General features: G+C 66.5%; 25 protein-coding genes. 11 read left to right on the top strand and 14 right to left on the bottom strand.

From position 1 onward, the window contains the following. The first annotated feature begins 8 nt into the window (after window positions 1-8). The 6 genes from BSZ36_RS07165 (at window position 9) to moeB (ending at window position 6,171) form a co-directional block, all read left to right on the top strand. On the top strand, window positions 9-1,109 hold the full coding sequence (locus BSZ36_RS07165; RefSeq protein WP_094547371.1) for an ABC transporter ATP-binding protein: 1,101 nt from the start codon (window positions 9-11) through the stop codon (window positions 1,107-1,109). A gap of 93 nt (window positions 1,110-1,202) precedes the next feature. Then, window positions 1,203-1,487, top strand: coding sequence for a hypothetical protein (locus BSZ36_RS07170; protein ID WP_094547373.1), 285 nt, complete (start codon window positions 1,203-1,205; stop codon window positions 1,485-1,487). A gap of 283 nt (window positions 1,488-1,770) precedes the next feature. Beyond that, on the top strand, window positions 1,771-2,736 hold the full coding sequence (locus tag BSZ36_RS07175) for a tyrosine-type recombinase/integrase (protein ID WP_094547375.1): 966 nt from the start codon (window positions 1,771-1,773) through the stop codon (window positions 2,734-2,736). A 41-nt stretch (window positions 2,737-2,777) separates the two neighbouring features. Then, window positions 2,778-4,319, top strand: coding sequence for a phytoene desaturase family protein (locus tag BSZ36_RS07180; protein WP_094547377.1), 1,542 nt, complete (start codon window positions 2,778-2,780; stop codon window positions 4,317-4,319). Next, entirely contained in the window at window positions 4,316-5,041 is a 726-nt protein-coding gene (locus tag BSZ36_RS07185; protein ID WP_094547378.1) for a lycopene cyclase domain-containing protein, read from the top strand. Before BSZ36_RS07180 ends, BSZ36_RS07185 begins: the two co-directional genes overlap by 4 nt. Next, on the top strand, window positions 5,038-6,171 hold the full coding sequence (gene moeB, locus BSZ36_RS07190; protein ID WP_094547380.1) for a molybdopterin-synthase adenylyltransferase MoeB: 1,134 nt from the start codon (window positions 5,038-5,040) through the stop codon (window positions 6,169-6,171). Before BSZ36_RS07185 ends, moeB begins: the two co-directional genes overlap by 4 nt. 7 nt (window positions 6,172-6,178) lie before the next feature. Here moeB and BSZ36_RS18880 read toward each other — a convergent pair whose 3' ends face one another. The 10 genes from BSZ36_RS18880 to BSZ36_RS07240 all read right to left on the bottom strand — a co-directional run bounded on the left by BSZ36_RS18880 (window position 6,179) and on the right by BSZ36_RS07240 (window position 16,529). After that, a complete protein-coding gene (locus BSZ36_RS18880; RefSeq protein ID WP_483880255.1) occupies window positions 6,179-8,005 on the bottom strand; it encodes an MptA/MptB family glycosyltransferase in 1,827 nt (608 codons plus the stop codon). After that, window positions 8,005-8,361, bottom strand: coding sequence for an ATP-binding protein (locus tag BSZ36_RS07200; protein ID WP_179271068.1), 357 nt, complete (start codon window positions 8,359-8,361; stop codon window positions 8,005-8,007). The genes BSZ36_RS18880 and BSZ36_RS07200 overlap by 1 nt, the downstream gene beginning before the upstream one ends. Before the next feature lie 13 nt (window positions 8,362-8,374). Next, window positions 8,375-9,283, bottom strand: coding sequence for a glycosyltransferase family 2 protein (locus tag BSZ36_RS07205; protein ID WP_094547386.1), 909 nt, complete (start codon window positions 9,281-9,283; stop codon window positions 8,375-8,377). Beyond that, window positions 9,280-10,332: a glycosyltransferase family 4 protein gene (locus BSZ36_RS07210; protein ID WP_094547388.1), complete on the bottom strand. Its 1,053-nt coding sequence runs from the start codon at window positions 10,330-10,332 to the stop codon at window positions 9,280-9,282. Before BSZ36_RS07210 ends, BSZ36_RS07205 begins: the two co-directional genes overlap by 4 nt. 92 nt (window positions 10,333-10,424) lie before the next feature. Continuing rightward, window positions 10,425-11,492 carry a M24 family metallopeptidase gene (locus BSZ36_RS07215; RefSeq protein ID WP_094547390.1) on the bottom strand — a complete coding sequence of 356 codons (1,068 nt, stop codon included), beginning with the start codon at window positions 11,490-11,492 and terminating at the stop codon, window positions 10,425-10,427. Further along, entirely contained in the window at window positions 11,489-12,955 is a 1,467-nt protein-coding gene (guaB, locus tag BSZ36_RS07220) for an IMP dehydrogenase (protein WP_094547392.1), read from the bottom strand. The genes BSZ36_RS07215 and guaB overlap by 4 nt, the downstream gene beginning before the upstream one ends. Before the next feature lie 63 nt (window positions 12,956-13,018). Then, entirely contained in the window at window positions 13,019-13,858 is an 840-nt protein-coding gene (locus BSZ36_RS07225) for a pseudouridine synthase (protein WP_094547394.1), read from the bottom strand. Further along, window positions 13,851-14,705, bottom strand: a complete 855-nt coding sequence (scpB, locus tag BSZ36_RS07230) for an SMC-Scp complex subunit ScpB (RefSeq protein ID WP_094547396.1) — start codon at window positions 14,703-14,705, stop codon at window positions 13,851-13,853. Before scpB ends, BSZ36_RS07225 begins: the two co-directional genes overlap by 8 nt. Continuing rightward, window positions 14,705-15,496: a segregation and condensation protein A gene (locus BSZ36_RS07235; protein WP_094547398.1), complete on the bottom strand. Its 792-nt coding sequence runs from the start codon at window positions 15,494-15,496 to the stop codon at window positions 14,705-14,707. Before BSZ36_RS07235 ends, scpB begins: the two co-directional genes overlap by 1 nt. A 70-nt stretch (window positions 15,497-15,566) precedes the next feature. After that, window positions 15,567-16,529 carry an NAD-dependent epimerase/dehydratase family protein gene (locus BSZ36_RS07240; RefSeq protein WP_094547401.1) on the bottom strand — a complete coding sequence of 321 codons (963 nt, stop codon included), beginning with the start codon at window positions 16,527-16,529 and terminating at the stop codon, window positions 15,567-15,569. A gap of 92 nt (window positions 16,530-16,621) precedes the next feature. On the opposite strand from BSZ36_RS07240, the gene BSZ36_RS07245 reads away from it, so the two are divergent. After that, on the top strand, window positions 16,622-17,665 hold the full coding sequence (locus BSZ36_RS07245) for a S66 peptidase family protein (protein WP_094547403.1): 1,044 nt from the start codon (window positions 16,622-16,624) through the stop codon (window positions 17,663-17,665). A gap of 33 nt (window positions 17,666-17,698) precedes the next feature. Then, window positions 17,699-18,352 carry a hypothetical protein gene (locus BSZ36_RS07250; RefSeq protein WP_094547405.1) on the top strand — a complete coding sequence of 218 codons (654 nt, stop codon included), beginning with the start codon at window positions 17,699-17,701 and terminating at the stop codon, window positions 18,350-18,352. Here BSZ36_RS07250 and BSZ36_RS07255 read toward each other — a convergent pair. Genes BSZ36_RS07255 through BSZ36_RS07265 form a run of 3 tightly spaced genes read right to left on the bottom strand, consistent with a single transcriptional unit; the run spans window position 18,349 to window position 21,379 of the window. Beyond that, window positions 18,349-19,548 (bottom strand): amidohydrolase family protein, encoded by a 1,200-nt coding sequence (locus tag BSZ36_RS07255; protein WP_218827599.1) that lies wholly within the window; start codon window positions 19,546-19,548, stop codon window positions 18,349-18,351. The two genes, BSZ36_RS07250 and BSZ36_RS07255, sit on opposite strands and share 4 nt — an antisense overlap. Beyond that, window positions 19,548-20,120 (bottom strand): hypothetical protein, encoded by a 573-nt coding sequence (locus BSZ36_RS07260; RefSeq protein WP_094547409.1) that lies wholly within the window; start codon window positions 20,118-20,120, stop codon window positions 19,548-19,550. The genes BSZ36_RS07255 and BSZ36_RS07260 overlap by 1 nt, the downstream gene beginning before the upstream one ends. Further along, window positions 20,117-21,379 carry an amidohydrolase family protein gene (locus BSZ36_RS07265; protein WP_218827600.1) on the bottom strand — a complete coding sequence of 421 codons (1,263 nt, stop codon included), beginning with the start codon at window positions 21,377-21,379 and terminating at the stop codon, window positions 20,117-20,119. Before BSZ36_RS07265 ends, BSZ36_RS07260 begins: the two co-directional genes overlap by 4 nt. 84 nt (window positions 21,380-21,463) lie before the next feature. Here BSZ36_RS07265 and gcvT point away from each other — a divergent pair, with 84 nt between their 5' ends. Beyond that, window positions 21,464-22,585 carry a glycine cleavage system aminomethyltransferase GcvT gene (gene gcvT / locus BSZ36_RS07270; RefSeq protein WP_094547413.1) on the top strand — a complete coding sequence of 374 codons (1,122 nt, stop codon included), beginning with the start codon at window positions 21,464-21,466 and terminating at the stop codon, window positions 22,583-22,585. 46 nt (window positions 22,586-22,631) lie between these two features. Then, window positions 22,632-23,366: a 2-phosphosulfolactate phosphatase gene (locus BSZ36_RS07275; RefSeq protein ID WP_094547415.1), complete on the top strand. Its 735-nt coding sequence runs from the start codon at window positions 22,632-22,634 to the stop codon at window positions 23,364-23,366. A 34-nt stretch (window positions 23,367-23,400) separates the two neighbouring features. Here BSZ36_RS07275 and BSZ36_RS07280 read toward each other — a convergent pair whose 3' ends face one another. Further along, the gene (locus BSZ36_RS07280; protein WP_143536800.1) at window positions 23,401-24,279 is read right to left on the bottom strand and encodes a hypothetical protein; all 879 of its coding nucleotides are present in this window, start codon (window positions 24,277-24,279) and stop codon (window positions 23,401-23,403) included. A gap of 87 nt (window positions 24,280-24,366) precedes the next feature. On the opposite strand from BSZ36_RS07280, the gene BSZ36_RS07285 reads away from it, so the two are divergent. Continuing rightward, on the top strand, window positions 24,367-25,893 hold the full coding sequence (locus BSZ36_RS07285; RefSeq protein WP_094547419.1) for a L,D-transpeptidase scaffold domain-containing protein: 1,527 nt from the start codon (window positions 24,367-24,369) through the stop codon (window positions 25,891-25,893). Window positions 25,894-25,919: the final 26 nt, after the last annotated feature.

Here is a 25,919-nt window from a genome sequence, read left to right on the forward strand (position 1 = left end):
CTCACCCCATGGCTACTGTCACCCTCGATCACGTCAAAAAGGAGTACGACAATGGGTTTGTCGCGGTCCACGACGCAACGTTTCAGATCGAGCACGGGGAGTTCATCGTGCTCGTCGGTCCGTCGGGATGCGGCAAGAGTACCACGCTTCGCATGATCGCGGGGCTGGAGGATATATCGGGTGGCACGCTCTCTATTGGGGGGCGCGTCGTTAACGAGGTGGCGCCCAAGGACCGCGACATCGCGATGGTGTTTCAGAACTACGCGCTCTATCCTCACCTCGACGTTTACGAGAACATGGCGTTCGGGCTCCGGCTTCGCAAAACGCCGAAGGCCGAGATCGATCAGCGTGTTCGGAACGCGGCGGAAAAGCTGGGGCTTGTCGATGAGCTCGAACGCAAGCCGAAGGCTCTTTCCGGAGGGCAGCGTCAGCGTGTGGCGCTTGGGCGCGCCATCGTGCGAAACCCGGCCGTTTTCCTGTTTGATGAGCCCCTTTCTAACCTCGACGCCAAGCTCCGCGTTCAAACCCGGACGCAGATCTCCAAGCTGCACCGAGAGCTGGATGCGACGATGATCTACGTCACGCACGACCAAGTGGAAGCCATGACGATGGGCGACCGCATCGTAGTGCTGGACGCCGGGCACGTGCAACAGATCGCGCCGCCACTAGAGCTGTACAACCGCCCCGCGAACATCTTCGTCGCAGGCTTTATCGGCAGCCCGTCCATGAATTTCATCGAGGGTGCTGTGGAAGTCTCGGCCTCTGGCGCCGTTTTCGTGTCTCCCGGTTTGGAGCCTCTGGCGCTGAGGGGAGCGCCTACCGCGTCGTCCGGCATCACGTTAGGGTGCCGCCCAGAGGACCTTTACGTGCATGGCGTCGCGCCAGAGGCCAAGTCACTCGTTGATCTCGGGGCGTTTACAGTGGACGTGCTGGAGCCGATGGGGAATGAGATCGTCCTGTACGCGAGCCGCGGAGGAACCAGCCTTGTGGCGCGCGTGGAGCCTCAGGAGCTACCCGAGCCCGGTGCGAGCGTGTCCCTGAGCGCAGACGCGACGAAGCTGCACCTGTTCGATACCGCCAGCGGCGTCTCGCTCGCGCACGGTATCTGAATTTTTTCCGCTCGCATACGCGAAGCGAGTTGTGGTAGTTAGAACGCCGCCCGGTCGCTCGGGCAACATTGTTCAACCCACACCCAAGGTCCCATGACCAAACTGTTCACCCGCGCGCTCGTCGCGCTCGCTTTCACGTTCGCACTGACTGGCTGCGAGGACGACACCGGCGTCGATCTCGAAACGCCAGCGGCCATCGAGTCTGACGCTGCCGACATCGGCAACGAGGTCGAGGCCGACATGCAGGACGCCGCTGCCGAAACCGACGCTGCCCTCGAAGAGGCCGGCGACAACATGCAGGAGGCCGGTGCCGACGCGGCCAACGCCGTCGAGGAGGCTGGCGCTGAGGCGGAGGCTGAAATCGAAGGCGTCGAGTAACCGACTCACTCCGGTTTACCCGTGGCCCTACGGCTGGCTCTCACGAGCCCGGCTGTAGGGCCATTTCCTTTTTAGCGCCAGAGGCCCGTCGAGTCCAGAGCCATGGCGCATGGCCGGCGTCACATAGCGCAGCACGGGGACCTGGGCCTCTGCGGGTTCAGAATTTCACGCTGACCGTCCCGAACCTCCGACATAGAGGCCGCCGGGTTGACCCTACTTGCGATAACAGTTATTATCGCGATGGAGTATATCAGCCCTTCGAAGCTACTCGTCTCGTCGCCCCATGGACTCTGATGTAACGATCTTTGCTGGCGCATCCCCGCCTGAGTATGACCTGGCCTCTGGCGATTCTGATCTCATCCGGCTTTTCCTGCTGCGCTACGATCGGCCCAACACTCGCCGCTCCTATGAACGGGACTTACAGTCTTTCTTTGGCACAGAGGTCGTAACGCTTAATCAGGCCAGGCAGGTCACGTTTGTTCAGGTAAACGGATACATCCAGGCGCTTGAAGATGCGGACTACGCACCTGCAACACTCCGAAGGCGTATAGCCTCATTACGGGGATTCTTTGCATGGCTGATTGCATTAGGCGCGCTCGACACGAACCCCGCTGACCGGCACGTGATACGGCGTGTAAAACGCTCTGGTGGCTCTGATCGCGCTATAACGGTTTTATCCAAGGAGCAGTCCCGGCAACTCATCGAGGCCGTAGATATGGACCATGCCTCTGGCGTGCGGAATCGGGCGCTTCTCTATACGCTCTTGCATTGCGTACTTAGAAGGTCTGAGGCTGCCGCAATGAACTTCGAACACGTCCGCCCGGTCGGGAGACATTGGGTCCTAGACTTACCCAGCACAAAAGGCGGCGCCGATCAATTCGTCAAGCTTCCTGATTTGGTTCGCAATCAGCTGGACGACTTGTCGTCTTACTACGGTGCCACGTCTGGCCCTGTCTGGAGATCATTGAGCCCGAACAGCTATGGGAGGAGGCTGTCTACAACGTCCATTTATGACATCGTAAACAAGACGGCTCGGAAAGCTGGTATCCAGGCTACCGTTGGAGCTCACACGCTCCGCCATACGGGGTGCACGCTCGCGATCGAAGCGGGTGCGACAGTCCAACAGGTTCAGACACACGCGCGGCATAAAAACCTGGAGACCACGATGATCTACGTGCACCAGCGGGACAAGCTTGCGGACAGCGCAGCAGACTTCATCGACCTTGGTGAGAACGGCGGGAACGAGTAGCGCCGCCAGAGGCTACGCCGTGTGACCAACCAGCCTCTGGCGTGCCCCTCTCCTCCCGACCGGATTACGACCTCATTGTCATTGGTGCTGGGCATAACGCCCTCATCAGCGCAGCGTACGTCGCGCAAGCGGGCTACCGCGTGGCCGTGTTCGAGCGCCGCGACATCGTCGGTGGAGCGGTTTCCACCCGCGAAATCGTCCCAGGATATCAGTTCGACCTGGGGGGCTCCGCTCACATCCTCATTCGTCTAACGCCGATCATCGAGGAGTTGGGACTTGAACAGTACGGACTGGACTACATCGAGCTAGACCCGCTGTTTTCCGCGCCATTCGAGGACGGGGACCACCTGTTTATCTGGAGAGACGTGGACAAGACGGCCGACGACCTTGAGCGGCGATTTCCAGGAGAAGGAGACGCGTACAAGCGTTTTATCGACGAGTGGACGCCTTTCGCCAACACGGTAAAGGAGACGTTCCTGCGTTCGCCGAGCCCGTTCGAGATCGGAAAAACGTTTGCGCTTGGTGACTCGGCGAAAATCGACTGGCAGCGAGCGATGCAAGCCATCCTTCAGCCCTATGGTGACGTCGTAGATCAGTACTTCACCGAGGAGAAGGTCAAGGCCCCCTTGGTCTGGATGGCGGCTCAGTCGGGGCCTCCGCCCACCGAACCGCTTACCGCTCCGTTCCTGCTCTGGCACCCTCTCTATCACCAGGGTGGAGTCGCGCGGCCACGAGGAGGCTCGGGGATGCTCACACAGGCACTTCGCCGCCACATCGAGGCCCACGGCGGTGACGTGTTCACGAGCAGCGCTGTCGACGAGATCCTTGTCGAGGACGGCCGGGCCTCTGGCGTCCGCGTAGGCACCGACATCAGTACCGCCAGAGGCGTACTCGCGGGCACGCACATCTTGGAGAGCGTCGGTCGCCTGCTGCCGTCGGAATACCGCCCAGAGTCGTTGAAGGGCGTCCGCGTAGGGAACGGGTTTGGCGCCATCCTGCGGCTCGCGCTGTCCGAACCCGTGCGATACAGCTCACATCCCGGAGACGACGCCCGGATCGGGCTTGGACTCGTGTGTCGAGACCGGCAGCAGATTATGGACGCGTATGCCGACTACCTCCGCGGCGAACCGGCAAAGGACCCGCCCATCGTGGCGATGAGCTTTTCAGCCGTCGACGATTCCCTCGCGCCTGCAGGAGGCGAAGCACTGTGGTTGTGGGGACAGTACTTCCCATACGAGCTCTCAGGAGGCCGCTCATGGGCCGACATTGAGGAGGGGGTCGCCGATTCCATCTTGACGGCCTTCGAAAAGGTGGCACCTGGCACGCGCGAGAACATCATGGGCCAGTTGTTTCAGCACCCGGAGTGGCTAGAGCGCGAGCTCGGATTGCGCCGCGGAAACGTGATGCACGTTGAGATGTCGATCGACCAGATGTTCTCGCTTCGTCCCACGATGGACCTCTCCCAGTACAAAGGCCCCGTCGATGGTCTCTTCCTGACGGGCGCGAGCACGCACCCCGGCGGCGGGATTATGGGCGCCAGCGGCCGAAACGCGGCTCGTGTCGTCCTGAAAGCTCTCTCATGACCTACCTCACCTTTCACCTGGTGTTTGTCCTGCCGCCGATCGCGCTTCTCGCGATTGCCCAGAAGAAGCCTCTGGCGGGAGTCGGCGCGCCAGAGGCCCTGAAGTGGATGGGCGCCGTACTCGCGCTCGCGTTCGTCTACACGACGCCCTGGGACAATTACCTGGTGGCAAACGAAGTCTGGACGTATCCCCCGGGGCGCGTGTTGGCGACGATCGGGTACGTGCCCGTTGAGGAGTACGCGTTTTTCCTCCTGCAGCCTGTCTTAACGGGCCTGTTCTACTTCTTGCTTCGTGGCCGTGGGATTACCGACTCCGCTCCAAAGGCAAGCCCGAAGGGTTTTAGAGCTGCGCTCGTGGCTGCGTTTGTGACGCTCACAGCCGCCGGTGCAGTGTGCTTGATCACTGGGGGGCATACGCTGTACCTCGGACTCGTGCTCGCGTGGGCGGCCCCTGTGATCGCGGGTTTGAGCTGGGTCGGGGCCCATAAGATCTGGGAGGAGCGCGCTCGTGTAGCGATCTCCATTGCCATCCCATCCCTGTACCTCTGGGCTGCGGACCGTTTCGCGATCCTAGACGGGATCTGGAACATCACGGACGCGACGAGGACAGGCATCGAGATATTCAGCCTTCCCATAGAGGAAGCCATCTTCTTCGTGGTCACCAACGTCCTCTGTGTGTTTGGCCTCGTGCTGTTCCTGCCTTCACCCCGTACCACGCGATGAGTACGTTCAGCGCCCGCGAGCTAGAGCGATATAGCCGGCAAACCCGGTTGCCTCAGATTGGTCTCAGCGGCCAGCAAACGCTGCGCGAGGCGTCCGTTCTGATCGTTGGAGCCGGCGGGTTGGGTTCGCCAGCGGCCTTGTACCTGGCGGCCTCTGGCGTGGGCCGGCTGGGACTGGTGGACGATGATGCAGTAGACCGGAGCAACCTCCACCGGCAGGTGCTCTATGGCGAGTCTGACGTGGGCGTCGGGAAGGCGGAGGCCGCAGCTCGCCGCTTGCGCGACATGAACCCCGAAGTGGACATCGTGGTGCATGCGGAGCGCTTTGATGCCTCCAATGCGGATCACCTGGTGAGCGGATACGATGTCGTCCTCGATGGGACGGATACGTTCGCCACGCGCTACCTGATCAACGACGCGTGCGTGCTTAACGAGACGGTCAACGTGTCTGCATCGGTCTCATCGTTCAGTGGTCAGTTGTTCATACGAACCAATAACGGACCCTGCTACCGCTGCTTGTATCCGGAACCCCCGCCAGAGGCCCTCGCCCCCTCGTGTGCTGAGGCTGGCGTCCTCGGCGTCGTTCCGGGTGTTCTGGGGATGCTCCAGGCGACCGAGGCGACCAAGTGGATTCTCGGCGTCGGAGATCCGCTTGAAGGTCGACTTCTCATTGCCGACCTCCTGACCATGCGATTTCGGGACATCCTCGTGGATCGCGATCCGGACTGCCCTGTCTGTGGGCACTCTCCAACGATTCGATCGCTGGACGACGCTTCGACCCTCGACACGGCCGCGTGCACACCCCAGATGCCGACTCCCACACTGACCGTTCAAGACCTTAAAACTCGACTCGACGCGGGAGAGGACGTCTTTCTGCTTGATGTGCGCAGCCGGGACGAACACGCGTTTGCAGACATCGGGGGCGCGATTATTCCCCTCCCCGAGCTTTCCAACCGATGGGACGAACTGGATCCCTACGCTGATCGAGCCCTCGTGGTCTACTGCAAAAGCGGAGGCCGTTCAGGCGTCGCGGTCTCGATGCTTCAGTCGAGGGGCTTTGATGCTTTGAGCCTAGAGGGTGGGATCGACGCGTGGAGCGAGGAGATAGACCCGTCTGTCCCGAGGTATTGATCCGACATCAGCCTCTGGCGAACGACGCGCCGCGAGAATTCAGTTCAGATGTCAGCAGCCAGAACGTTTGGGGATGGAGCACTCCCCAATCGGTTCGCATGGAGACTTGGAGTTGATGCCGCTCGAACATGGATTCCCACTCAAGTGGGGTTCTCAGTTTCGCGGATGGGAACGCGTGTCCTGTTGGTCTCAGACTGTTAGTGATCCGATCAACAAGATGCAATAACGGCTTTGGATACCAGCGCCTCGGTGTTGTTTCCCACACGATGATCCTCCCGCGCGTTACGCGCCGAGCCTCATCCAATACAGCACCGGGACGATCAGCATGGTGCAACACGAAGACGAGACAAGAGTCCTCAAAAGCGCCTGGCGAAGCCTCTACCCGATCCGCCACGACACGCAAGAAGGGGATCTCTACGCGTCGCACGTCCTCGATGTCCGCGATGACGGCTTCACGACCTGCTGCCTGAGCCGCTGCCGCGACGAACCCTTCAGCGCCTCCAAAGTCCAGCAAGCGGCTTCTGGCGCCCGAGCCCAGGGCACGCTGTATGCGAGTCCACTTGCGACGCCCACGCTGCTCAAGGATATGTGGGATCAAGCTGAGAGAGGCGAGCAGGACAGCACCCGTCCACCCGATGACTATCGCAGCCGTGTAGAGCGACGGTAGGCCGACATACACCAGGTACGTAGCTGGGCTCCAGGCAACGAGCCACAGAACTGGCTTTAGGACCCTCCCCTCCCCTATGAGGACGGCAAACCAAAGGAGGGGAAGCAGATGCCAGGGATGTAGAGTCGGAGATGTCAGGATCAATGGAAAGATGAACCATCCTGTAAGCTGTGTCGTACCCAACTCTCTATGAGAACGTATTGCAATAACGGCACTAGCTACGAGTGCCGTCAATCCGAGTGCTAGGGAGGCCAACAGCCCGGAGCGTTCCGCCGCAAGAGGCCACAGCGCGGACTTGAGCACGGCGTAGGGTGCGGAGTAGAAATCGAATGTGCCCGCGTACAGGCCGAGCGACGTGATCGCCCCGCTGGTCTGCGCGAGGATGGGCGCAATGAGCGCTACTGAAATCAACAGCGCGCTGACGAGTACCCGGCGTTGCGCGCGCGCCCAGATCGCGAGGAGGGCAAACGGCCACAGCTTAGACCATCCCGCAAGTGCCAACCATCCGCCAGAGGCCAGAGCATTGCGTCGCACAAGCGCGGCAAGACCAATAGACAAGAACCCGATCGCGAGTCCCTCTGAATGCCCCTGACCTGCGATCTCGAGTACGGCGAGCGGATGCCACGCGTACAGCGCAACCATCATACGGGGTAGCGCTTTAGCGAGCGCCCACACCCCAGCGAGTTCGACCGCGACCAGCAGAATCTTGAACCCCCACCATGCCCGCCGGGGGTCCTCCCCCCCGCCCCACGCAGCAATGGCAAAAAAGGCCTGCGAGGTCGGCGGGTACACAGAGTGGTAATCCGGTGAGTTCAGGTCTCGCAATCGGACCGGGACATCTACGCCTCTGGCGACCTGCTCGCGCGGCGTGTCCGTGTACGGGCTGATTCCCTGAAGGGTGAGGTACCCATCGAAGAGGTACCGATGCCCATCGTCCGAGAGGCTCGGCGCCAGAGGCAAAGCGAGCAGACGTAGGAGCAGGGCTACACCCAGAACGGTCCGAAACCGAGGTCGCACCTCGTGGATCGCCCAGAGCATAGCCGGAACAGCCAACAGCGCGCACACGACAAAGGCAACACGCCACGTAACCCCGGCCTCTGGCGTCCGGGCCGTCCACGCCATCGCAGCCGTGAGTGCGACCAGCGCGCCTACCGATATATGCCGCATCACGAACGATCCGAGAACCAGAGGCTCAGGCGGGTGCCCGCAGCCTCGGCGCGGTCCGAGAGTTCGCGAATCAGGAACAGGCCCCTCCCTCCGGTCTGCAACGGGTCGTCCGGCAGGGACGCCTCACGCAGTTGCTCGGAGTCCACACCGTGGCCCTCGTCTTGGATCGTGACGTGGAGCACGCGGGCCTCTGGCGCCAAGTGGACCCGGACCTCAGAGGACTCGATCCCCCGGTTGCCGTGCTCGATCGCGTTGGCAACGGCCTCGGCCACCGCAAGGCCGACCCGCGACGTGGTCTCCTCGGAGAGCCCGATCTGGACGCTCAGGCCTTCGGCGGCCTCAACGGCGCGCGTCACGGACTCGGGCGTGCTAGGAAGTGCGAGGGTGACCATCCAGGCGGGCGTTCGCGACCAAAGTGTGGCCCAGAAGGTATCGCACCGCCAGAGGCTGAATGCTCCCGGGTAGGCTGTGGATTGCGGCGGTGCACAGCGTTGCGGGGAGTTGCCATGCAGCAGCCTTGAGCGCTAGACGGTTGAAGACCGACGGGTTCGCGAGGCGCTCCAAACCGGCAACGGTCAGGGCATCTGGACAGACGTCCAGTACGGCTCCCAAATCGCAAGCGAACGCGGCAAGCTTGGTGCGAGCCGTCTCCAGCGTGCCCACATCGTAGAGGTCGGCCGTGGCCTCTGGCGCGTGCGCGAGCCCCTGCGGATGGTCTCGGGCGAGCAGGCACGCGAGGGCGAGATCCTCCCCATACCGGATCGATTCGGGGAAGCCTCCTGCGCGGTGGAGCGCAGCCGCCTCCACGGCAGCGATCCCGGCCAAGAAGTACCGCCACGAGACAGACCCGTCATCGCGCACGGGCGCTGCCGCGACCCCGCGCCGGGATGATGCGAGATAGCGGTGGTAAGGATCCGAGCCCTCGCGGGCAGGGAAGCGGAGTGAGCCCACAGCGGCGATCACGCAGTCGCTCTCGACAGCCGCAGCCATCGACTCGGCATAGCCTGAGCCGGGCGAGACGTCGGCATCCAGGAACAGCAGGAGGCCTCTGGCGCCAGAGGCCCCGGCGTTGCGCGCCGCGGCACGGCCTCTGTTCGACGGGAACGTGATGACCTCGACGCGGGAATCCAGCGCCGCGAGATCGCGCAAGAGCGCCGGAGTCCGATCTGTGGAGCCATCGTCGACGTACACGATGCGCTCGATGGGTTGCCGCAACACAGCGTCCGTCGTGAGCGGTAATACGTGCTCGCCGTTGAGGACCGGTACAACGATTGTCATCCCAGGTCCTGCAGCACGGCTTCCAGGCGATCCGTGCTCTCGCGCCACAAGTAGTTGGCTACCGCTTGCTGTCCTGCCTGGGAAAGCCGGGACCGGAGGGTCGGGTTGGACATCACGTTCAAGGCAGCCTCGCCCAGTCCCTCTCCGTCTCCGATCCCTGCTGTCAGCATCGACTCGCCAGAGGCCAGGTACTCGCCCACTCCTGGATTCGCCGAGGCGACCACGACGCATCCGCACGCTGCAGCCTCCATCGGCACCAACGGCCACCCCTCGCTGCGGCTCGGGTGGAGGAGAACGGGCGCGCCGTTGTACAGAGCGCGCAGCAGACGCGGCGCGGGCCGGACGTGAACGGAGACCCAGTCAGGAAGCGCGTGCGAGGGAGGGCGGGCGCAAAACACGTCGGCGCCCACATCGGACCTCTGGCGCCGAATGGTCTCCAACGCACCGATCAGCACGTCGGGGCCCTTAACCGGATGGCGATGGTAGAGCGCGATGATCTGCGCCGGGCGTGCGTGGAGCGGAACGTCGACGCTGAACTCAGAGGGGTCGATGGCGTTGGGAATGACCGCGAGAGGCTCCAGGCCCACCGCTTCCATTTCGCGCGCGAGCCACGACGCACACGTGATCAGCGGCATCCCTAGATGCCAGGATTCGCGGGCGTCTGGGCGTACAAACGTCTCGTCCCCCTGCACGAAGTAAAGGGAGCGACCGGCCTCTGGCGGCAGTCGCGCCACCCAAGGAGCCGTCTGGACGCCCGTCGCAATCGTCACGTCGGCCTTTGGGAACGACGCGCCGGAAGGGTTTGGGAGATCAATCGTCTCGACGCCTGAGGCGCTGTACGCGTGCTCGCCGGCGACGCCGTGGATCCGGTCCCGAACCGCGACGGCTGCACGCCGCGCTAGCGCGATGGGCGACCTCGTCTCCTGCTTTGGCGCCACCACCTTGACCACGTGGCCTCTTGCGGCGAGGCCCCGAGCATGTTCGTACACCACCTTAGCCCCTCCCATTGGGATGCGGATCGGGGTGGGCAGGACAAACGTGATGCGCATGCTGGCCGTTGGCGGTCGCCGGAGACTACTCACATGGAAGGCGTGGCGGGACGTAACCCCGCCCCCGCTCCCTACCTCGCGCTATGTGAGTTCTAGAGAACGAGCAGGTCCTTCGCCAGAGGCGTCAGGTTGTCACAGCCGGTAGAGGTGAGCGCGATGATGTCCTCGATCCGGAGGCCGAAGCGGTCCGGAACGTACACCCCCGGTTCGATCGTGACGGTCGCGCCTTCGGGGAGTACGTGTTGCACGGCGCTGGAGAGCCGGGGCCATTCGTGCACGTCCAAGCCGACGCCGTGACCGAGGCTGTGCGTGAAGTACTCCGCCAGCCCCGCGTCGTCCAAGACGCCTCTGGCGAGGGCGTCCAGCGCCGCGCCTGTCACCCCTGCGGAGGCGCCCGCGATGGCGGCCTCTTGCGCCGCGAGAACGGCTGCGTAAGCCGCTCGCGCTTCTTCGCCCGGCTCGCCGATCGCGACTGTGCGGGTCAGATCCGAGGCGTAGCCGTCGAGGTAGCCGCCCATGTCAATCACGACGAGATCGCCTGCCTGAAGAGCTCGGGAGCCTGCCCTAGCGTGTGGAAGCGCTCCATTGGGGCCCGACCCGACGATGGGCTCGAACGCCATCTGCGATGCTCCCCTTTTGAGGTGCTCGGTGATGATGTGCGTAGCGATCTCCTGTTCTGTAATGCCCGATTGCAATAACGGAAGCAGGGATACAAAGACCTCACATGTTAGGGCCTGAGCCTGCCGTACAGCCTCTACCTCCGCCGGTGTTTTAGCCGCGACGTCTTCCACCAGCATCTCCGCCACTGGCACCCACCGAACGTCTCCAAACAACCCGTCCAGCTTCTGCCGCTGCTGCACGGTCATATGGTCCGACTGGAATGCGGCGCCAGAGGCCGAGCGGAGCCACCCGCTCTCGGCGATGTGCTCCCAGAGCTGATACCCTGGAACGTGGACCTCGGCGCTTGTCACCTCTCGCCGCGCCTGAACACTGTACCGGCCGTCGGTGACAAAGTGCGCCGCCTCTGGCGTGACCACGAGCACACCATTGGAGCCCGTAAAGCCGACAGCCCAGCGGATGTCAGCCAGGTGCGTGACCACGGCCGACGCAGCGCCAGAGGCTTCGGCGCGGGCGCGGATGGCGTCTAAGCGTGAGCTCACGAGCGCGTGGAGTAGTTGGGAGCCTCTTGCGTGATCGTGATGTCGTGCGGGTGGCTCTCGCGGAGACCGGCGCCGGTAATGCGCACGAACTGTGCGCGCTCGCGCAACGCCTCGACGCTGTCGCAGCCGCAGTAGCCCAGCGCAGCGCGCAGTCCGCCGACCATCTGGTAGACCACTTCCTCAAGCGTCCCCTTGTACGGCACGCGGCCCGCGATGCCCTCGGGCACGAGCTTTTTGAGGTCGTCCTCGGCGTCCTGGAAGTAGCGGTCCTTGGACCCCGCCTCCATCGCGCCGAGCGATCCCATGCCCCGGTAGTTCTTGTAGCGACGGCCTTCGTACAGCACCGTGTCGCCTGGGCTTTCCTCGACGCCCGCAAACAGGCCGCCGATCATGACCGTACTCGCGCCAGCGGCCAGAGCCTTGGGAATGTCGCCGGTTTGTTTCACGCCACCGTCGGCGATTACGGGCACGTCGTACCGCGCAGCAGCCTCGGCGCAGCGGAGGACTGCGGTCAACTGTGGTACGCCGACTCCCGCTACGACGCGTGTGGTGCAGATGCTGCCGGGACCGATGCCCACCTTCACAGCGTCGGCGCCGGCCAGGATGAGGTCCTCGGTGGCCTCTGGCGTGGCGACGTTGCCCGCGATCACGTCCAGGCCGGGGTGATCGGACTTGATCCGCTCCACGGCGCCGAGCACGCCTTCGGAGTGGCCGTGCGCGGTGTCCACCACCACGAAGTCCACCTCGGCATCAGCGAGCGCGGCGACGCGCTCCATAGAGTCGCCCCCGACGCCGACAGCGGCGCCGACGCGCAAGCGGCCGAACTCGTCCTTGCACGCGTGCGGGTGCTTCTTCTTTTTCTGGATGTCCTTGAACGTGATGAGCCCCCGGAGGTGCGTCTCACCGTCCACGACGGGCAGCTTCTCTATCTTGTGCTCCTGCAGGATCGCCTCGGCCTCGTCCAGCGTCGTGCCCATCGGCGCGGTCACGAGCGGCGTGCGGGTCATGATCTCCGCCAGAGGCCGCTCGTGCTTGTGCTCGAAGCGGAGGTCGCGGTTTGTCACGATGCCTACCAAGTGCCCTTCGTCGTCCACGACGGGGATGCCTCCGATGTGGTAGTGCGCCATCCTCTGGCGCGCGTCGCCGACCGTGTGCGCCGGGCGGAGCACGATTGGATCCTGGATCATGCCGCTCTCGGAGCGCTTGACGCGGCGCACGAACGCGGCCTGCTGCTCGGGAATCACGTTCTTGTGCAGCACGCCGATGCCGCCCGCGCGGGCCATCGCGATGGCCATGTTGGCCTCCGTCACGGTGTCCATCGCGGCCGAGACCAGCGGGATGTTGACCGTGATGTTGCGCGTGATGCGGCTCTGTGTGGACGCGTCGCGCGGCATCACGGACGAGCGGGCCGGGACGAGCAACACGTCGTCGTAGGTGAGCCCTTCGAATGCGATTTTGGACATGGAGGCGGGAGACTCGGGGGTGTGGACAACGCCAGAGGCCCTAGCCAGCCTCTGGCGCCAGACCTAGAACACGATGGCTTTCAGTTTGACGGAGCGGCGGAGCATGTTGACCTCGTGGGCCTGGAGACGGCGCCAGCGGCCTCGGCGGAGACCGCTGAGGTCCAGCCCGGCGTAGCCCACACGTTCGAGGGCGTTGACCTCGTGCCCGAGGTGCTCCAGCATTCGGCGGACCTGGCGGTTGCGCCCTTCGTGGAGCGCGAGGGCGACTTTACGCTTGTCCTCGTCTACGTAGCCGACCTGGTCGGCTTTGGCGAGGCCGTCTTCGAGCTCGACGCCGGCGCGGAGCGCTTCGATCTCGGGCGCCGTGACGGGGCGCTCAGTTGTGGCGAGGTACAGCTTGTTCGCGCCGTAACGCGGGTGCATAAGCCGGTGCGCGAGGTCGCCGTCGGTCGTGAGCAGCAGCGCGCCCGTCGTGTTGCGGTCCAGACGGCCGACGGGGAACAGCGCGTCCCCCTCTCCCCCTTCGAGGTCCACGAGATCGAGCACCGTTTTGCGGCCCTTCTCGTCGTCCGCCGTCGTGATGGTGTCGGTCGGCTTGTTGAGCAGGATGTAGACCAGACCGGCGGGCGTGATGGGCCGGCCGTCGACCTCCACACGGTCCGTTGGGCTCACCTTGGAGCCCATCTCGGTCACGATCTCGCCGTTGACGCGCACGCGGCGCTCGGCGATGATGTCGTCCGCCCCGCGGCGGCTGGCGACGCCCGCACGGGCGAGGAAGCGGTTGAGCCGGACCTCCTCGGTGATGGAGGCCGGGGCCTGCGGCTCGGGCCTCTGGCGGTTGGCGCGTGAGGCGCGCTTGCGTCCCTTCGTGTGCTGGGCGGGGGTGCGTCGGCGTTCAGCCATCGGAGGGGGCGTCGGGAGTGTCTTCGGAAGAAACGACGGCGCGGGCGGGCGCGCTGATCGGTTCGGATGAAACCGCCTCTGGGCTCGGCTCCGGAGCCTGGAGGGCATCGGCTACCTCAGCGCCAGAGGCCTCTGGCGCTGACGGACCTCCTTCTTCCCTTCCGCCAGACCCGTCGTCATCGCCAGAGGCGCCGGGCGCGCCGTCCGCTTGGGCGTCGGCCGCCCACTCGGCGAGGAGTTGGGCGCGTTCGCGCGAAAACCGTGGGTCGCTCAAGATCTCCTCCACTTCGCGTGGGCTCGGGAGGTCCTCTAGCGTCGCGAGGCCGAACTGGTCCAGGAAGCGGTCCGTCGTGCCGTAGAGAAGCGGCCGGCCGATGGAGTCCGCGCGACCCACGACATCTACAAACCCGCGCTCCAAGAGTTGACGGAGCGCGTAATCCGACGATACGCCGCGTACGTGCTCGACTTCGGGTTTGGTGGCTGGTTGTTTATATGCAATAACGGCTAACGTCTCTAGCAGTGATCGCGAGAGCCGCCGCTCTTCCTCGCGCTCGAACAGCGAGCGCACGAACGGCGCCAGTTCCGGGACCGTCGCCAGCCGGTAGCCGCCGCCGAACGCCTCCACGCGGAAGGCCCGGCCACCCGCGCGGTAGTCCGCGTTTAACCTCTCCACGGCCCGCGAGATGTCCTCTGGCGTCACGTCGGACCCGGTCACATCGGAGTAGGCCCGCGCGAGGTCGTCGTTGCGCAGCGGCACGTCGGACGCGAACACGAGCGCTTCGACGGCTTGCGTGATGCGGGCGTCGTGATCGTCAGAGACGCGGTCGGCGGGAACGGTGGGCTCCATCAGGCGGCGAGGGGGTCTGCGGTCGCGCCAGAGGCCTCTGGCGTGGGGGTGACGGAACCGTCGGGCGGCTCCGGGACGGCGACGAGCGCGAAGTCCTCGGCACCGACGCCGAGCGTGAGGCGGAGCCTCTGGCGCTGGAGCAGGTCGAGAACCGCGAGAAAGGTGGCGATGATGAACGCCTTGCTGCGCGATTCCATCAGGTCGGCAAAGCGAACGCGCTCGCCAGAGGCCAGGCGGTCAAGCAGCCACTCCTTTTGCTCGTCCACGGCCACGCTCTCGCGGAGGACCGCGTGGCGGTACGGGTCGGCGAGGTCGGCACTGCGTTCCAGTGCTTTGGCGAGCGCGCCGAGCAGATCGAACAGGCTCGCGCGGTACGTGACCTCTTCGGCCTCTGGCGCGTGCCGCAGCCGCTCGTCGGACGCCGCGCCGCGCGTAAAGCGCCGCTGGCGATCCTCGAACGCCTGGCCCATCTTTTCGCCGGCCTCGCGGAACTGGACGTATTCGAGCAGGCGCTCGACGAGTTCCTTGCGCGGGTCTTCGGGCTCCTCGCCATCGACGGCAGGCGGACGCGGGAGCAGCATCCGCGCCTTGATCTGGATCAAGAGGGCCGCCGTGTAGACGAACTCGGCCGCGTCGTCCAGGTCCAGGTGGCTCAGCGTGCGGACCGTCTCCAGGTACTCGTCCGCGATCCGGGAGATCGGGATGTCGTGGATGTCCAGCTCATCCCGCCGGATGAAGAAGAGCAACAGGTCCAGCGGCCCTTCGAACTCGCTGAGGTGGACGCGGTGCAACGGTATGGCGGGGGATGGCGGACGCCAGAGGCGGCCGGATCACGCCAGAGGCTGGCCTCTGGCGGCGGGGCTAGGCGGCCTCCTTCTGCTTGAACCACTCGACGGTTTCCTCCAGGCCGCTGGCGAGGTCCGTCTCGGGGCTCCAGCCGAAAGCGCTGTGGATCTTCGACGTGTCGAGCACGCTGCGCTGCTGCTCGCCGGGCTTGGCCTCGCCGTGCTTCTCCGGGGCCTCGGCGCCGGTAAAGGTGTTGAGGTGGCCAAACAGCTGGTTCACGTCGGTCTCGATGCCCGTGCCGACGTTGAAGATGTCGGAGCCCTCGTGCTCCATCGCGCCCATGATGGCGCGGACGACATCCTTGACGAACACGTAATCCCGCGTCTGCTTGCCGGGACCGTTGATGGTCGGCTGCTGGCCGCGAAGGAGCATCTGGGTAAAGATGGCGACCACGCCGGCCTCACCGTGCGGGTTCTGACGCGGACCGTAAACGTTCGCGAAGCGGAGCGCGACGGAATCGATGCCGTAGGTCTCGTTGTAGAACCGGAGGTAGTGCTCGCTGACCAGCTTGGTGATGCCGTAGGGCGACATCGGGAGCTGCGGGTGCGTCTCCGGCTGCGGGCCGGCGTCGTTCACGTCCGGGTGTGGCTCGCCGTAGATGGCGCCACCGGTGGAGGCGAATACGACCTTTTCGAGCCCGTGCTGACGCCCGGCTTCGAGCAGGTTGAGCAGACCGAGGACATTGACGCTGGCGTCGAAGACGGGGTCGCTCACGCTGCGGCGCACGTCCATCTGCGCCGCGAGGTGCGCGACGGCCGCGAACTTGTGCTCGGCGAAGAGATCGCGCACGGCGTCATCGCGGAGGTCCATCTCATGGAAGGAGGCCTCAGCGGGCACGTTGGAACGGACGCCTCCCGAGAGGTCGTCCAGGACGTGGACTTGAGCGCCTCTGGCGACGAGCGCGTCGGCGACGTGGGAGCCGATGAATCCGGCACCGCCGGTGACGAGGACGGGACGATTGGCGAACGGGAACGACATAGCAGGAGAGAAGCGTGACCCAAGCTACGGGCGCCAGAGGCGCGCGGTCACACTGCGGCGCCTCTGGCGGGCGGGAATCGCTAGACTTCGGCATGGCTTCTCCCCTCTCCCGCCGCCGCTTTCTCGCCGCCGGCTCCGCTCTCGCTGCCGCGCCCCTACTCGCGCGCCCCGCTCTCGCCGCGCCAGAGGCTCGCTCTGGCGCCCCCGCGCCGCTCCACCCTCCGCGTCTGAACCCCGGCGATACCGTCGCCCTTATCGCGCCCGCTGGTGCCGTGCGCCCGAGGCTTCTGGACGAGGCGAAGCGCTCGATGGAGATGCTGGGACTGAAGTACACGGTGGGCCGTCATGTTCTGGATCGGCACGGGTACCTCGCCGGGACCGATGCGGCGCGGGCGGAAGACTTCAATCGTGCAATAACGGACCCGAACGTGGACGCCCTTTTCGCCATCCGTGGCGGCTGGGGCTGCGCCCGCATGCTCCCATTCGTGGACTGGACGGCGCTCCGCGAGAACCCGAAAGCGGTAATCGGCTACAGCGATCTCACGTCGCTCCTCATGGCGGCCTACGCCCGCTCGGGCGTGGTCGGCTTTCACGGGCCTGTGGCAACGTCCACGTTTAGCCCGTTCACGCTCGCGAGCCTGCGTGCGCTCGTGTTCGACGCCGAGGCCGGGCCTCTGGCGCCGCTGGCTCAAGACGACCCCGAGCCCATCGTGACGCTGACCGCCGGCACCGCCAGAGGCCGACTCGTCGGTGGCAACCTGACCGTGCTCTGCGCGATGGTGGGCACGCCGTACATGCCCAGCTTCGAAGGCGAGATCCTCTTTCTGGAAGACATCGGCGAAAGCGTCTACCGCATCGACCGGATGCTGACGCAACTGGGGCAGGCGGGCTTGCTGGGCGGCCTCGCGGGCGTCGCGTTCGGCAGCTGTCGCGGGTGCCTGCCGGAAGTCGACGCCGTGGGCCAGTTCACGCTGGAGGAGGTCATGCGGCGCCACTTCGAGCCTCTGGCGGTGCCGACCTACCTCGGCGCGCCGATCGGGCACATCACGGACAAGGTGACCGTCCCGGTCGGCGCGCTCGCGGAGATCGACGCGGACCGGGGCACGCTCTCGCTCTTGGAGCCCGCGGTGCGCTAGCCTCTGGCGCCAGAGGCCTATTCCCCTCCTCCCATGATCGTCCTCGACCTTCCTAGCCCCCACGCACTGCGCGGCGGCTGGGCCGCTCTCGCCGCCGTCTACGCCGGCAGAGGCTGGACCGACGTCCGCGCGCTGCCCGACCGCTGGCTCTACCACGACGGCGGGGGCAACTGGGCGACGTTGCGCTTCCACGACGCCTCTCGCGCTGTGCTCTTCGGGCACGACCACGAGTATTCCGAAACCTACTTCGGTGCCGCCGCGGAGTATTTCGGCGAGGAGGAGACCGACTTGCTCGCAGGCGCCCCCGACTGGTGGAGTGCAGACTTGGACCCCTCGCCAAGCGGCGAGTGGATCGGGTTCATCTACGGCTGGGACGGTTCCACGTGGAGGCGCGCGCCGTACGCCAAGCCCGACGGGTTCGACTCGGTCGGCTTGATCCGTGCGTGCAGCCTGGAAGGCACGGGCTTCCTAGCGGAGTTCGCGCAAGAGGCCCTGGGGCTAGTCGGCGACCCGGACCCAGAAGCACTCGCCGCCCTCGTCGCGGCTGATGCCGACATTACGCCGGCCCTACTGGAAGCTGTTGTGCCGGGATGGGACATCGCGGCGGGTGTGGCAGCCGGACGGGCATTTCTCGCACACGGCGGGGCTTCTGGCGCCAGAGGCCCGAATCAGCCCGCTAGAGGCTAGAAGCACTCCTCGCGCGCGACCACGCCATCCACCACGACCGCGCACACGTGCGTGATCGTCTCGAGCGGATCGCCGTCGAAGATCACCAGGTCGGCGTCCTTGCCGGGCTCCAGCGAGCCCACGCGGTCGGCGATGCCGAGGATGCGAGCGGCATCGATGCTGACGGCTTCGAGCGCGTGGACGCGGTCCAGGCCGTAGGCTGCGGCGACAGCGGCTTCGAACAGCACGACGCGTGTTTTAGGCACGTAGGCTTCGTAACCGCTCTGGAACGCGAACGGGATCCCGGCGGCGCGGAGCTTGGAGGCGGTATCGAAGGCGAGGCTCTCGGTCTCCCCGCCGGTCCGGTACATGGTGGGGTGCAGGACCACGGAGACGCCTGACTCGCGGATGTCCTTCAGCACGAGCGGGGCCTCCGAGGCGCCGTCCAGAATCACGTTCATCTGCGGAAACTCGCGGGCGAGACGGAGGACCGCCTGGATGTCGTTGGCGCGGTGCGCCGTGATCAGCGCAGGCATCTGGCCTGTGGCCACGGCCGCAAGCGCCTCGTTGTCGAGGTCACGCGAGGGCGCGTCGCCAGAGGCGTCCATCTTCTCCGCGTGGGCGAGGCCTTTGTACAGCGCGGCGCGGATCTGCGCGATCACACGGGCACGCGTACCAGGCGAGTCGAAGCGGACGCCGCGGCCGACGGTCATTGCCATCATGGTCGTGGAGTCCACGAGCGCCTCATCGATGGTGTCGTAGGCCGTTTTGATGATCGTCGTCTGTCCCGCAGCGAGCGCGCCGGGGGAATGCCCCGTGTGGACGGTCGTGATGCCGAGCGACAGCAGCCAGCCGACGAGCTCGTCGCGGGCGTTGTAGGCGTCCATCGCGCGAAGCGACGGCTGGAGCGGACCGCCCATATCGAGCGCGTCCTGGTCCTGCGGCTGGTTAAGCAAGCCCGAGAGCCCGACCGTGCTGCGCACGTCTACCAGGCCAGGCGTCACGACGGAGCCGCGAAGCTCGCGCGCACCGGCAGGCACGCGGACGCCTCTGGCGGGACCGGCGGACACGATCGTGCCGTCCTGGATCACGACCGCGCCGTCCACAATCGCGGGACCCGCCATCGTGTACAGCGTGTCGGCGTAGACGACGAGCGACTGGCCTCTGGCGCCGGAGGCGGCGAACAAAAGGGAGGCGAGGAGTAGAAAACGGGTCATCATCCGAGGGGGACCTGAATTACGTAGTTGCCGTCGCGGGTGACGAGCGTGAACCGGAGCGGGAGGGTCTCGCCAGAGGCGGTCCGCACGTCCCCGTCGATGGTGTAGGACGGCTCGCCGCCGACGATGCCGGGCGTGTTGGAGGTCACGCTGCGGAGCGTGATGACCTCGATGGTGTTGAGGGTTTTCCACGGCCGCCCGCCGGTGTAGTCCACCAGCGCGCCGAGCCCGAGCGTTTCGCCGATCACCTGCGCCGCAGCGCCATCGGCGCGTTCCGTCTCGATCATCTCGCGCTGCTCAGCGAAGCCGCTGGGCTCCATCGCGCGGGCCACCGCGTACCAGTCGTGCCGGTCCACCGAGGCGGCGAAGTCCGCGAGGAAGCTGTCCAGCCGGTCGTCGCCGGTTGGGGCGACGGGGTTCGCCTCGGCGGTCATGCCATCGCCACCGGCCGCGGGAATCCCGGCGTACGGGCCGCTGGCGTCTGGCACGAGCGGCTGCGGAGAGCCCGCGCACGCGGCGAGCGCGATGGCCGAGATGGCGACAAGCGTCAGAAGCAGAGAGAGGCTGTTCATTCGTGGTCGTGCTGAGAGAAGGCGCGGTAGACGTCGTAGCCGCCGACGGAGTAGGCCGCGTCCTCGGGTATGGCGAGGTCGAAGACTTTGGTGCCGTCCACCCAGGTCTGCTCGATGCGGGTGTAGATGGAGAGCGGATCGCCGGAGAGCACGATGAGGTCCGCGCTCTTGCCCGCTTCGAGCGAGCCGACCTCGTCGGCGATGCCGAGCATGCGGGCGCCGGCCAGCGTCATGGCCTCCAGGGCCTTTTCGCGGCTCATGCCGGCGCGCACGCCGAGGGCGGCGGAGCGGAGGAACAGGCGGCTGTCCGTGATGCCGTCGTCGGTGTGGTAGGCCACGTCAACGCCGGCGTCTTCCATCACGCGGCCGGTGCGGAAGTAGAGGCCGCGCGCCTCCATCTTGCCGCCCGGCGAATCCAGCACGATGATGGAGGCCGGGGCGCCAGCGGCGGCGATCTCGTCCGCCACGCGCCAGCCTTCGCTAACGTGGTGCAGGACGGGCGTGAAACCGAACTCACGGCCGATGCGGAGCGCGGTCAGCACGTCGTCGTGCCGGTGCGTGTGGAAGTGGACAGTGCGCGTGCCCTCGAGCACTTCGGCCAGGCCCTCCAGACGGAGGTTGCGGCCGACGCTGTCGCCAGCGGCCCGCTTCTGGCGGAACGCCTCGGCCTCCAAGAACGCCTCGCGCACGATGGCGACGGCGCGGGCGCGCGTGTCCGGGAAGCCGTTGCGGCCGCGGAGCGAGTTGGTACCGTTGGCCATTTTCATGCCGCCGCAGATGTCGGTCAGCGGATCGTCGCAGAGGAGCATGTCCTCGATCACGTTGGCATCGCGCAGCTTGAGGTAGGCCGTCTGGCCGCTCATGAGGTGGCCGGAGCCCGGCATGACGTTGACCGTCGTGATGCCTCCGGCGCGGGCGCGCTCGAAGGAATCGGCGCGGGGGTCGAGCGCGTCCAGAATGCGCACGTCGGGGTGCATCGGCGCCGAGGAGTCGCCGCCGTCGCCGTCGCCAACGTGGGAGTGCGTGTCCACGATGCCCGGCATGAGGACCTTGCCGCTCACGTCCACGACCGTCGCGCCCGACGGCACACGGACCGAGCCTCTGGCGCCAACGGCGGTAATCCGTCCGTCTTGGACCACGACGACGCCGTCGGCGATCTCGGGCCCGGCAATCGGGATCACCTTGGCGCCGACAAACGCGGTTTGCGAGTGGGCGCCAGAGGCGAGGGTCAACAGAAAGGCAACAAGGAGCGCGCGCACGGGCAGACGTGGTGAATCCATGAAGGCAAGGTACGCGGGTGGCAGAGGCTCGGGTAGCTTCGGGCTCCACCTTGCTCCCGTTGCATGTCTGACGCCCTCAAGACCACGCCCCTCCACGCCCAGCACGTCGCGCTTGGCGCCAAGATGATGCCCTTCGCGGGGTGGGACATGCCGGTGCAGTATTCCGGCATCTTGGACGAGCACCACGCCGTGCGCAACGCGGCCGGCCTGTTCGACGTGAGCCACATGGGCGAGGTGGCGGTGCAAGGGCCGGACGCGCAAGCGTTTATCCAGCACCTCGTCACCAACGACGTCTCGCGGATTGTGGACGGGCAGGCGCAGTACACGGTCATGTGCCACGAGTCCGGTACGGCCGTGGACGATCTGCTCGTCTACCGCCTCGCGCACGAGGACTGGATGCTCGTCATCAACGCGAGCAACATCGACAAGGACCTCGCGCACATGCGCGACGTGCACGGGGCTGGTGATTGGGACTGCACGCTGACCGACCTCTCGGACCAGACCGCGCTGATCGCGCTGCAGGGGCCTCTGGCGTTCGAGATCCTCGGCGAGGTCACCGACGCCGTGCCGGCCGACCTCCCGTTCTACCGCTTCGTGGCGCCAGAGGCGGGAACGTTCCTGGGTTGCGAGTCGCCCATCGTCTCGCACACCGGCTACACCGGCGAGGCGGGCGTCGAGATCTACTGCACGCCCGAGGAGGCGCCGCGCGTCTGGGAGGCGCTGATGGAAGCCGGCTCCGCCAGAGGCCTCTTGCCGGCCGGGCTGGGCGCGCGCGACACGCTGCGCTTGGAGTCCGGATTCTGCCTCTACGGCCACGAACTGAGTGACGAGATCACTCCGCTGGAAGCGGGCGTCGGCTGGGTGGTCAAGCTGGACGCAGGAGATTTTGTCGGCGCTGAGGCGCTGCGTGAGCAAAAGGCCTCTGGCGTGCCGCGCAAGCTCGTCGGGCTCGTCGTGGAAGGCCGCGGGATCCCGCGCGAAGGCTACGAGATCGCCTCTGGCGACCGCGTAATCGGGACGGTCACGAGCGGCACGCAGTCACCCGTGCTAGCCCAGGGCATCGGACTCGGGCTCGTCGAGAACGACCCGGCGTACACAGCCCCAGGAAGCGCCCTCGCCATCCGCGTGCGAGGCCGTGAATTGGCTGCGACGGTCGCGAAGCCGCCCTTCCACAAGCAGAAATAGGCGGTACCATCCGGCCCCTGGTTTTTCCTGCTTAGCCCTCGTCCTCGTGGATATCGACGTCGTCCTCTCCCCCGCCGTCCTCGCGCCAGAGGCGCTCAAGGGCCGCCGCGTGGTCATGGTGGACGTTCTGCGCGCCTCCACGACGATCGCCACGGCGCTGGCCTCTGGCGCCCGCGCGGTCATCCCGGCGACTGACACCGGCGAGGCCGGCCGGTTGGCCGCCAACCTGGACCCAGACTTCTCGCTGCTCGGCGGCGAGCGCGACGGCAAACCCGTCGCCGGCTTCGGCGCGGGGAACTCTCCGGCGGAGTACGGCCCCGAGGCGGTGCAGGGCAAAACCGTCGTGCTGACCACGACGAACGGGACGCGAGCGCTCGCAAAAGCCAAGGCCGGCATCGAAGTGGCTGTTGGCGGCTTTGTCAACGCGGCGCGGGCGGCGCGCTTTCTCGCGGAGGGTTTGGAGCGCGGCGAGCCGGGCACGATCCTCTGCGCCGGCTGGCACGGACGGGTCTCGCTTGAGGACACGCTGTGCGCCGGACTGCTCGTGAGCCGCGTCGTAACGGCCGCGCAGGCCTCCGGCCTCACGGATTCGTCCAAGATGGCCTACGCCCTCTACCAGGGCAGCCGCGACGACATCGAGCGCGCGCTCCGCAGCACGGAGCACGCCCGAAGGCTAATCGCCCTCGACTTCGGCGACGACATTACGCGCTGCGCCCAGATCGACACGCTGGACGTGCTCCCGGTCCAGCACGATGGCCGGATCACGGCCTCTGGCGCCTAGAACTCGGCGCGGTGTAGACGCTGGCGCCAGAGGTCTACATCACGACCAGGATCGTTGCCAGCCAGTTCGGGCGCGTCGAGATGCGGAAGCCTCTGGCGGTCGGCCCGGTCGGAATATCGGTAGAGATGTCCGTACGCGAGGGGTCTGAGCCCAGCCGCGCGGTGCGGATAAAGCGCGTTTGGCCGGGCGCGTTGGGATCGTAGACGTGGAACGTCGCCTCGCCAGAGGCCTCCCCGCGCTCGACGCCGAAGGCGACGACCTGGTGGTTCCGCGTCGGGTCCGGCGCGTCGCCGACAAGCCCGAGGACGACGAGCCGACCGGACTCGATCTTCCGCGCCGCGTGCTCCACCTCGCGCGCCATTGCTTCCGCCAGAGGCGGGTGAGCCGATCCGTCCAGCCGCGCGCGGGCCCACGCCGCTACAAACCGCGGGAGCGAGGCGCGAAGCGTTTCGGCCTGACGCCGGCGCAGCAGCGAGCGCATCGCGTCCTTCGTCAGCGATGCCGTCGGGACGGAGCCTCTGGCGTGCCACCGCTCCGCCGCTGCGAGCGCCATACCGCCGCATAACCCGAAGCTGCGCCACCGCTGCGCGATGCCGCGCACGAGCACGTCGCCGCCGCCCGCCGCCCCAGCCGCGCCGCCCGCGACCGCGCCTACGCCAGAGGCGCGCCGGCCCAGAAGCCGCCCCCCAACCGCGCCAGAGGCTGCGAGCGCGAGCGCCGAAAGCGGCCGGAGCCGCCGCGCGAGTTCGCCTAGGTCCGCGTCCGTCCACACGAATGAGTTCGTAAACGAGAAGCCATCGCGGGCCGGGTCGAAGTCGAGAACCGTAGGAGCGCGGGAAGCGACCAGCAGTCCGTGGACAGAAATCGGCTCCACGGAGGGCACAATCGGAGGGACGCGGGGAGTTGTACGCATGAGAGAAGCTATCCTGTTGGCCGGACCGGGGCCGCGCCCCGAGTCTACCCCTTCTCGCCCGTACGCTGTCGAACTCGGACGCCTGCCGTGACCCGCCTCCGCCTCGCCGCCTTCCTTCTCCTGCCTCTGGCGACCGCCGCCCAGGGGCCTCTGGCGACCGCGGACACGTCAATGTCTCGCCTGTCTGCAGCATCCTCCCCGGAGGGCGCGCCAGAGGCCGACCTGATCGTGCGAGCGCTCGAACGGACGGACGTCTTCCCCGGCGTCGAGGAGGTGTACGCTTCGCGCGATCACGCGCCGATCTGGACAGCCCCGGGCGACGCGCGCCTCCTCCTCGCGCGGTTCGAGGACGCCCGCTTTGACGGCCTCACCGCCGCCGACCTCGACCTCGAGCGGCTCCGCGCCCTCGGAGCCTCTGGCGACGCCGCCGACCGTGCCCTCCGCGACGTGCTCCTCACCGATGCCGTGCTTCGCCTCGCCGACGTTCTTCTCGGCCGCCGCGTAGACCCCGAGCAGATCCACGAAGGGCACTGGTTCCTGACGCGAGAGGCACAGCGCCGTCGCGCCACCCCTGCCGCCACGCGTTTCCGCGAGCCTCTGGCGAGCGACGAGCCCGCGCGCGCCGTCCTGGCCGCGCTCGACGCGCTCCAACCCCGCCACGCCGAGTACCACGCGTTGCGCCAGAGGCTTCGCGAGGCGCTCGCCGTCGACCTTTCGGTGGTTCAGCCCGCCTCTGCCCGCCTTCCGGATTCGGCCGCGGTGTACCCCGAGGTCCCGCTCCAGCGTCCAGACGCCGCCAAGATCGCGCTGCTCCGCCTGAACTTGGAGCGCTGGCGCTGGCTTCCGGACGACTTCGGAGACGCTCACGTCCTCGTCAACGTCCCCGCCACCACGCTGTGGCTCCGCGAGACCTCTGGCGACGGCGGCGCGCCAGAGGCCGTCCTGACCATGGACGCGACCATCGGACAGCCGGCGCCGGCGTGGCAAACCCCCGTCCTCTCGGACCCGATTCGCACCGTCTCGTTTTTCCCCACGTGGACGCCGACGATCACGATTCAGCGGCGCGAGATCATCCCAGAGGCGCGGTTGGACGGCGGCCAGAGCCTATACGAGCGCGGCTTTACTGTCTCGCGCGGCGGCCGAACAATGGACCCGCGCGATGTGGATTGGGAGCGCGCCCGTGCCGGCCAGTACCGCATCACGCAGCGCGGCGGCCCGCTCGGCGAGTTGGGCCGCGTGAAGTTCGTGATGCCCAACCCGCACTGGATTCTGATTCACGACACGAACACGCCCGAAGAATTCGACGCGGACGAGCGGGCGCTCTCTCACGGCTGCGTCCGCGCCGCCGACCCCGGCGCCCTCGCCGACGCCATCCTCACGCGCACGAATGGGTGGGCCGACGGTCGCGCCAGCGGCCTGATCGAAGGCGCACCCCGCACCCAGGGCGTGCGGCTCCGCGAGCGCTTCCCGGTCCACATCGTGTATTTCACCGCGTGGCCTGGCGAGGACGGGACCCTGGAGACCTTTGAGGATGTCTACGGCCGCGATGCCGAACTCGCCGCAGCGCTGGGCCTGGAGCTTCCCGCCAGAGGCGAGATCGCTTCCGCACCATAACGCACGCCGCCGAGCCTCTGGCGTAC

It is taken from the genome of Rubricoccus marinus (genome assembly GCF_002257665.1).
GTDB classification, from domain to species: domain Bacteria; phylum Bacteroidota; class Rhodothermia; order Rhodothermales; family Rubricoccaceae; genus Rubricoccus; species Rubricoccus marinus.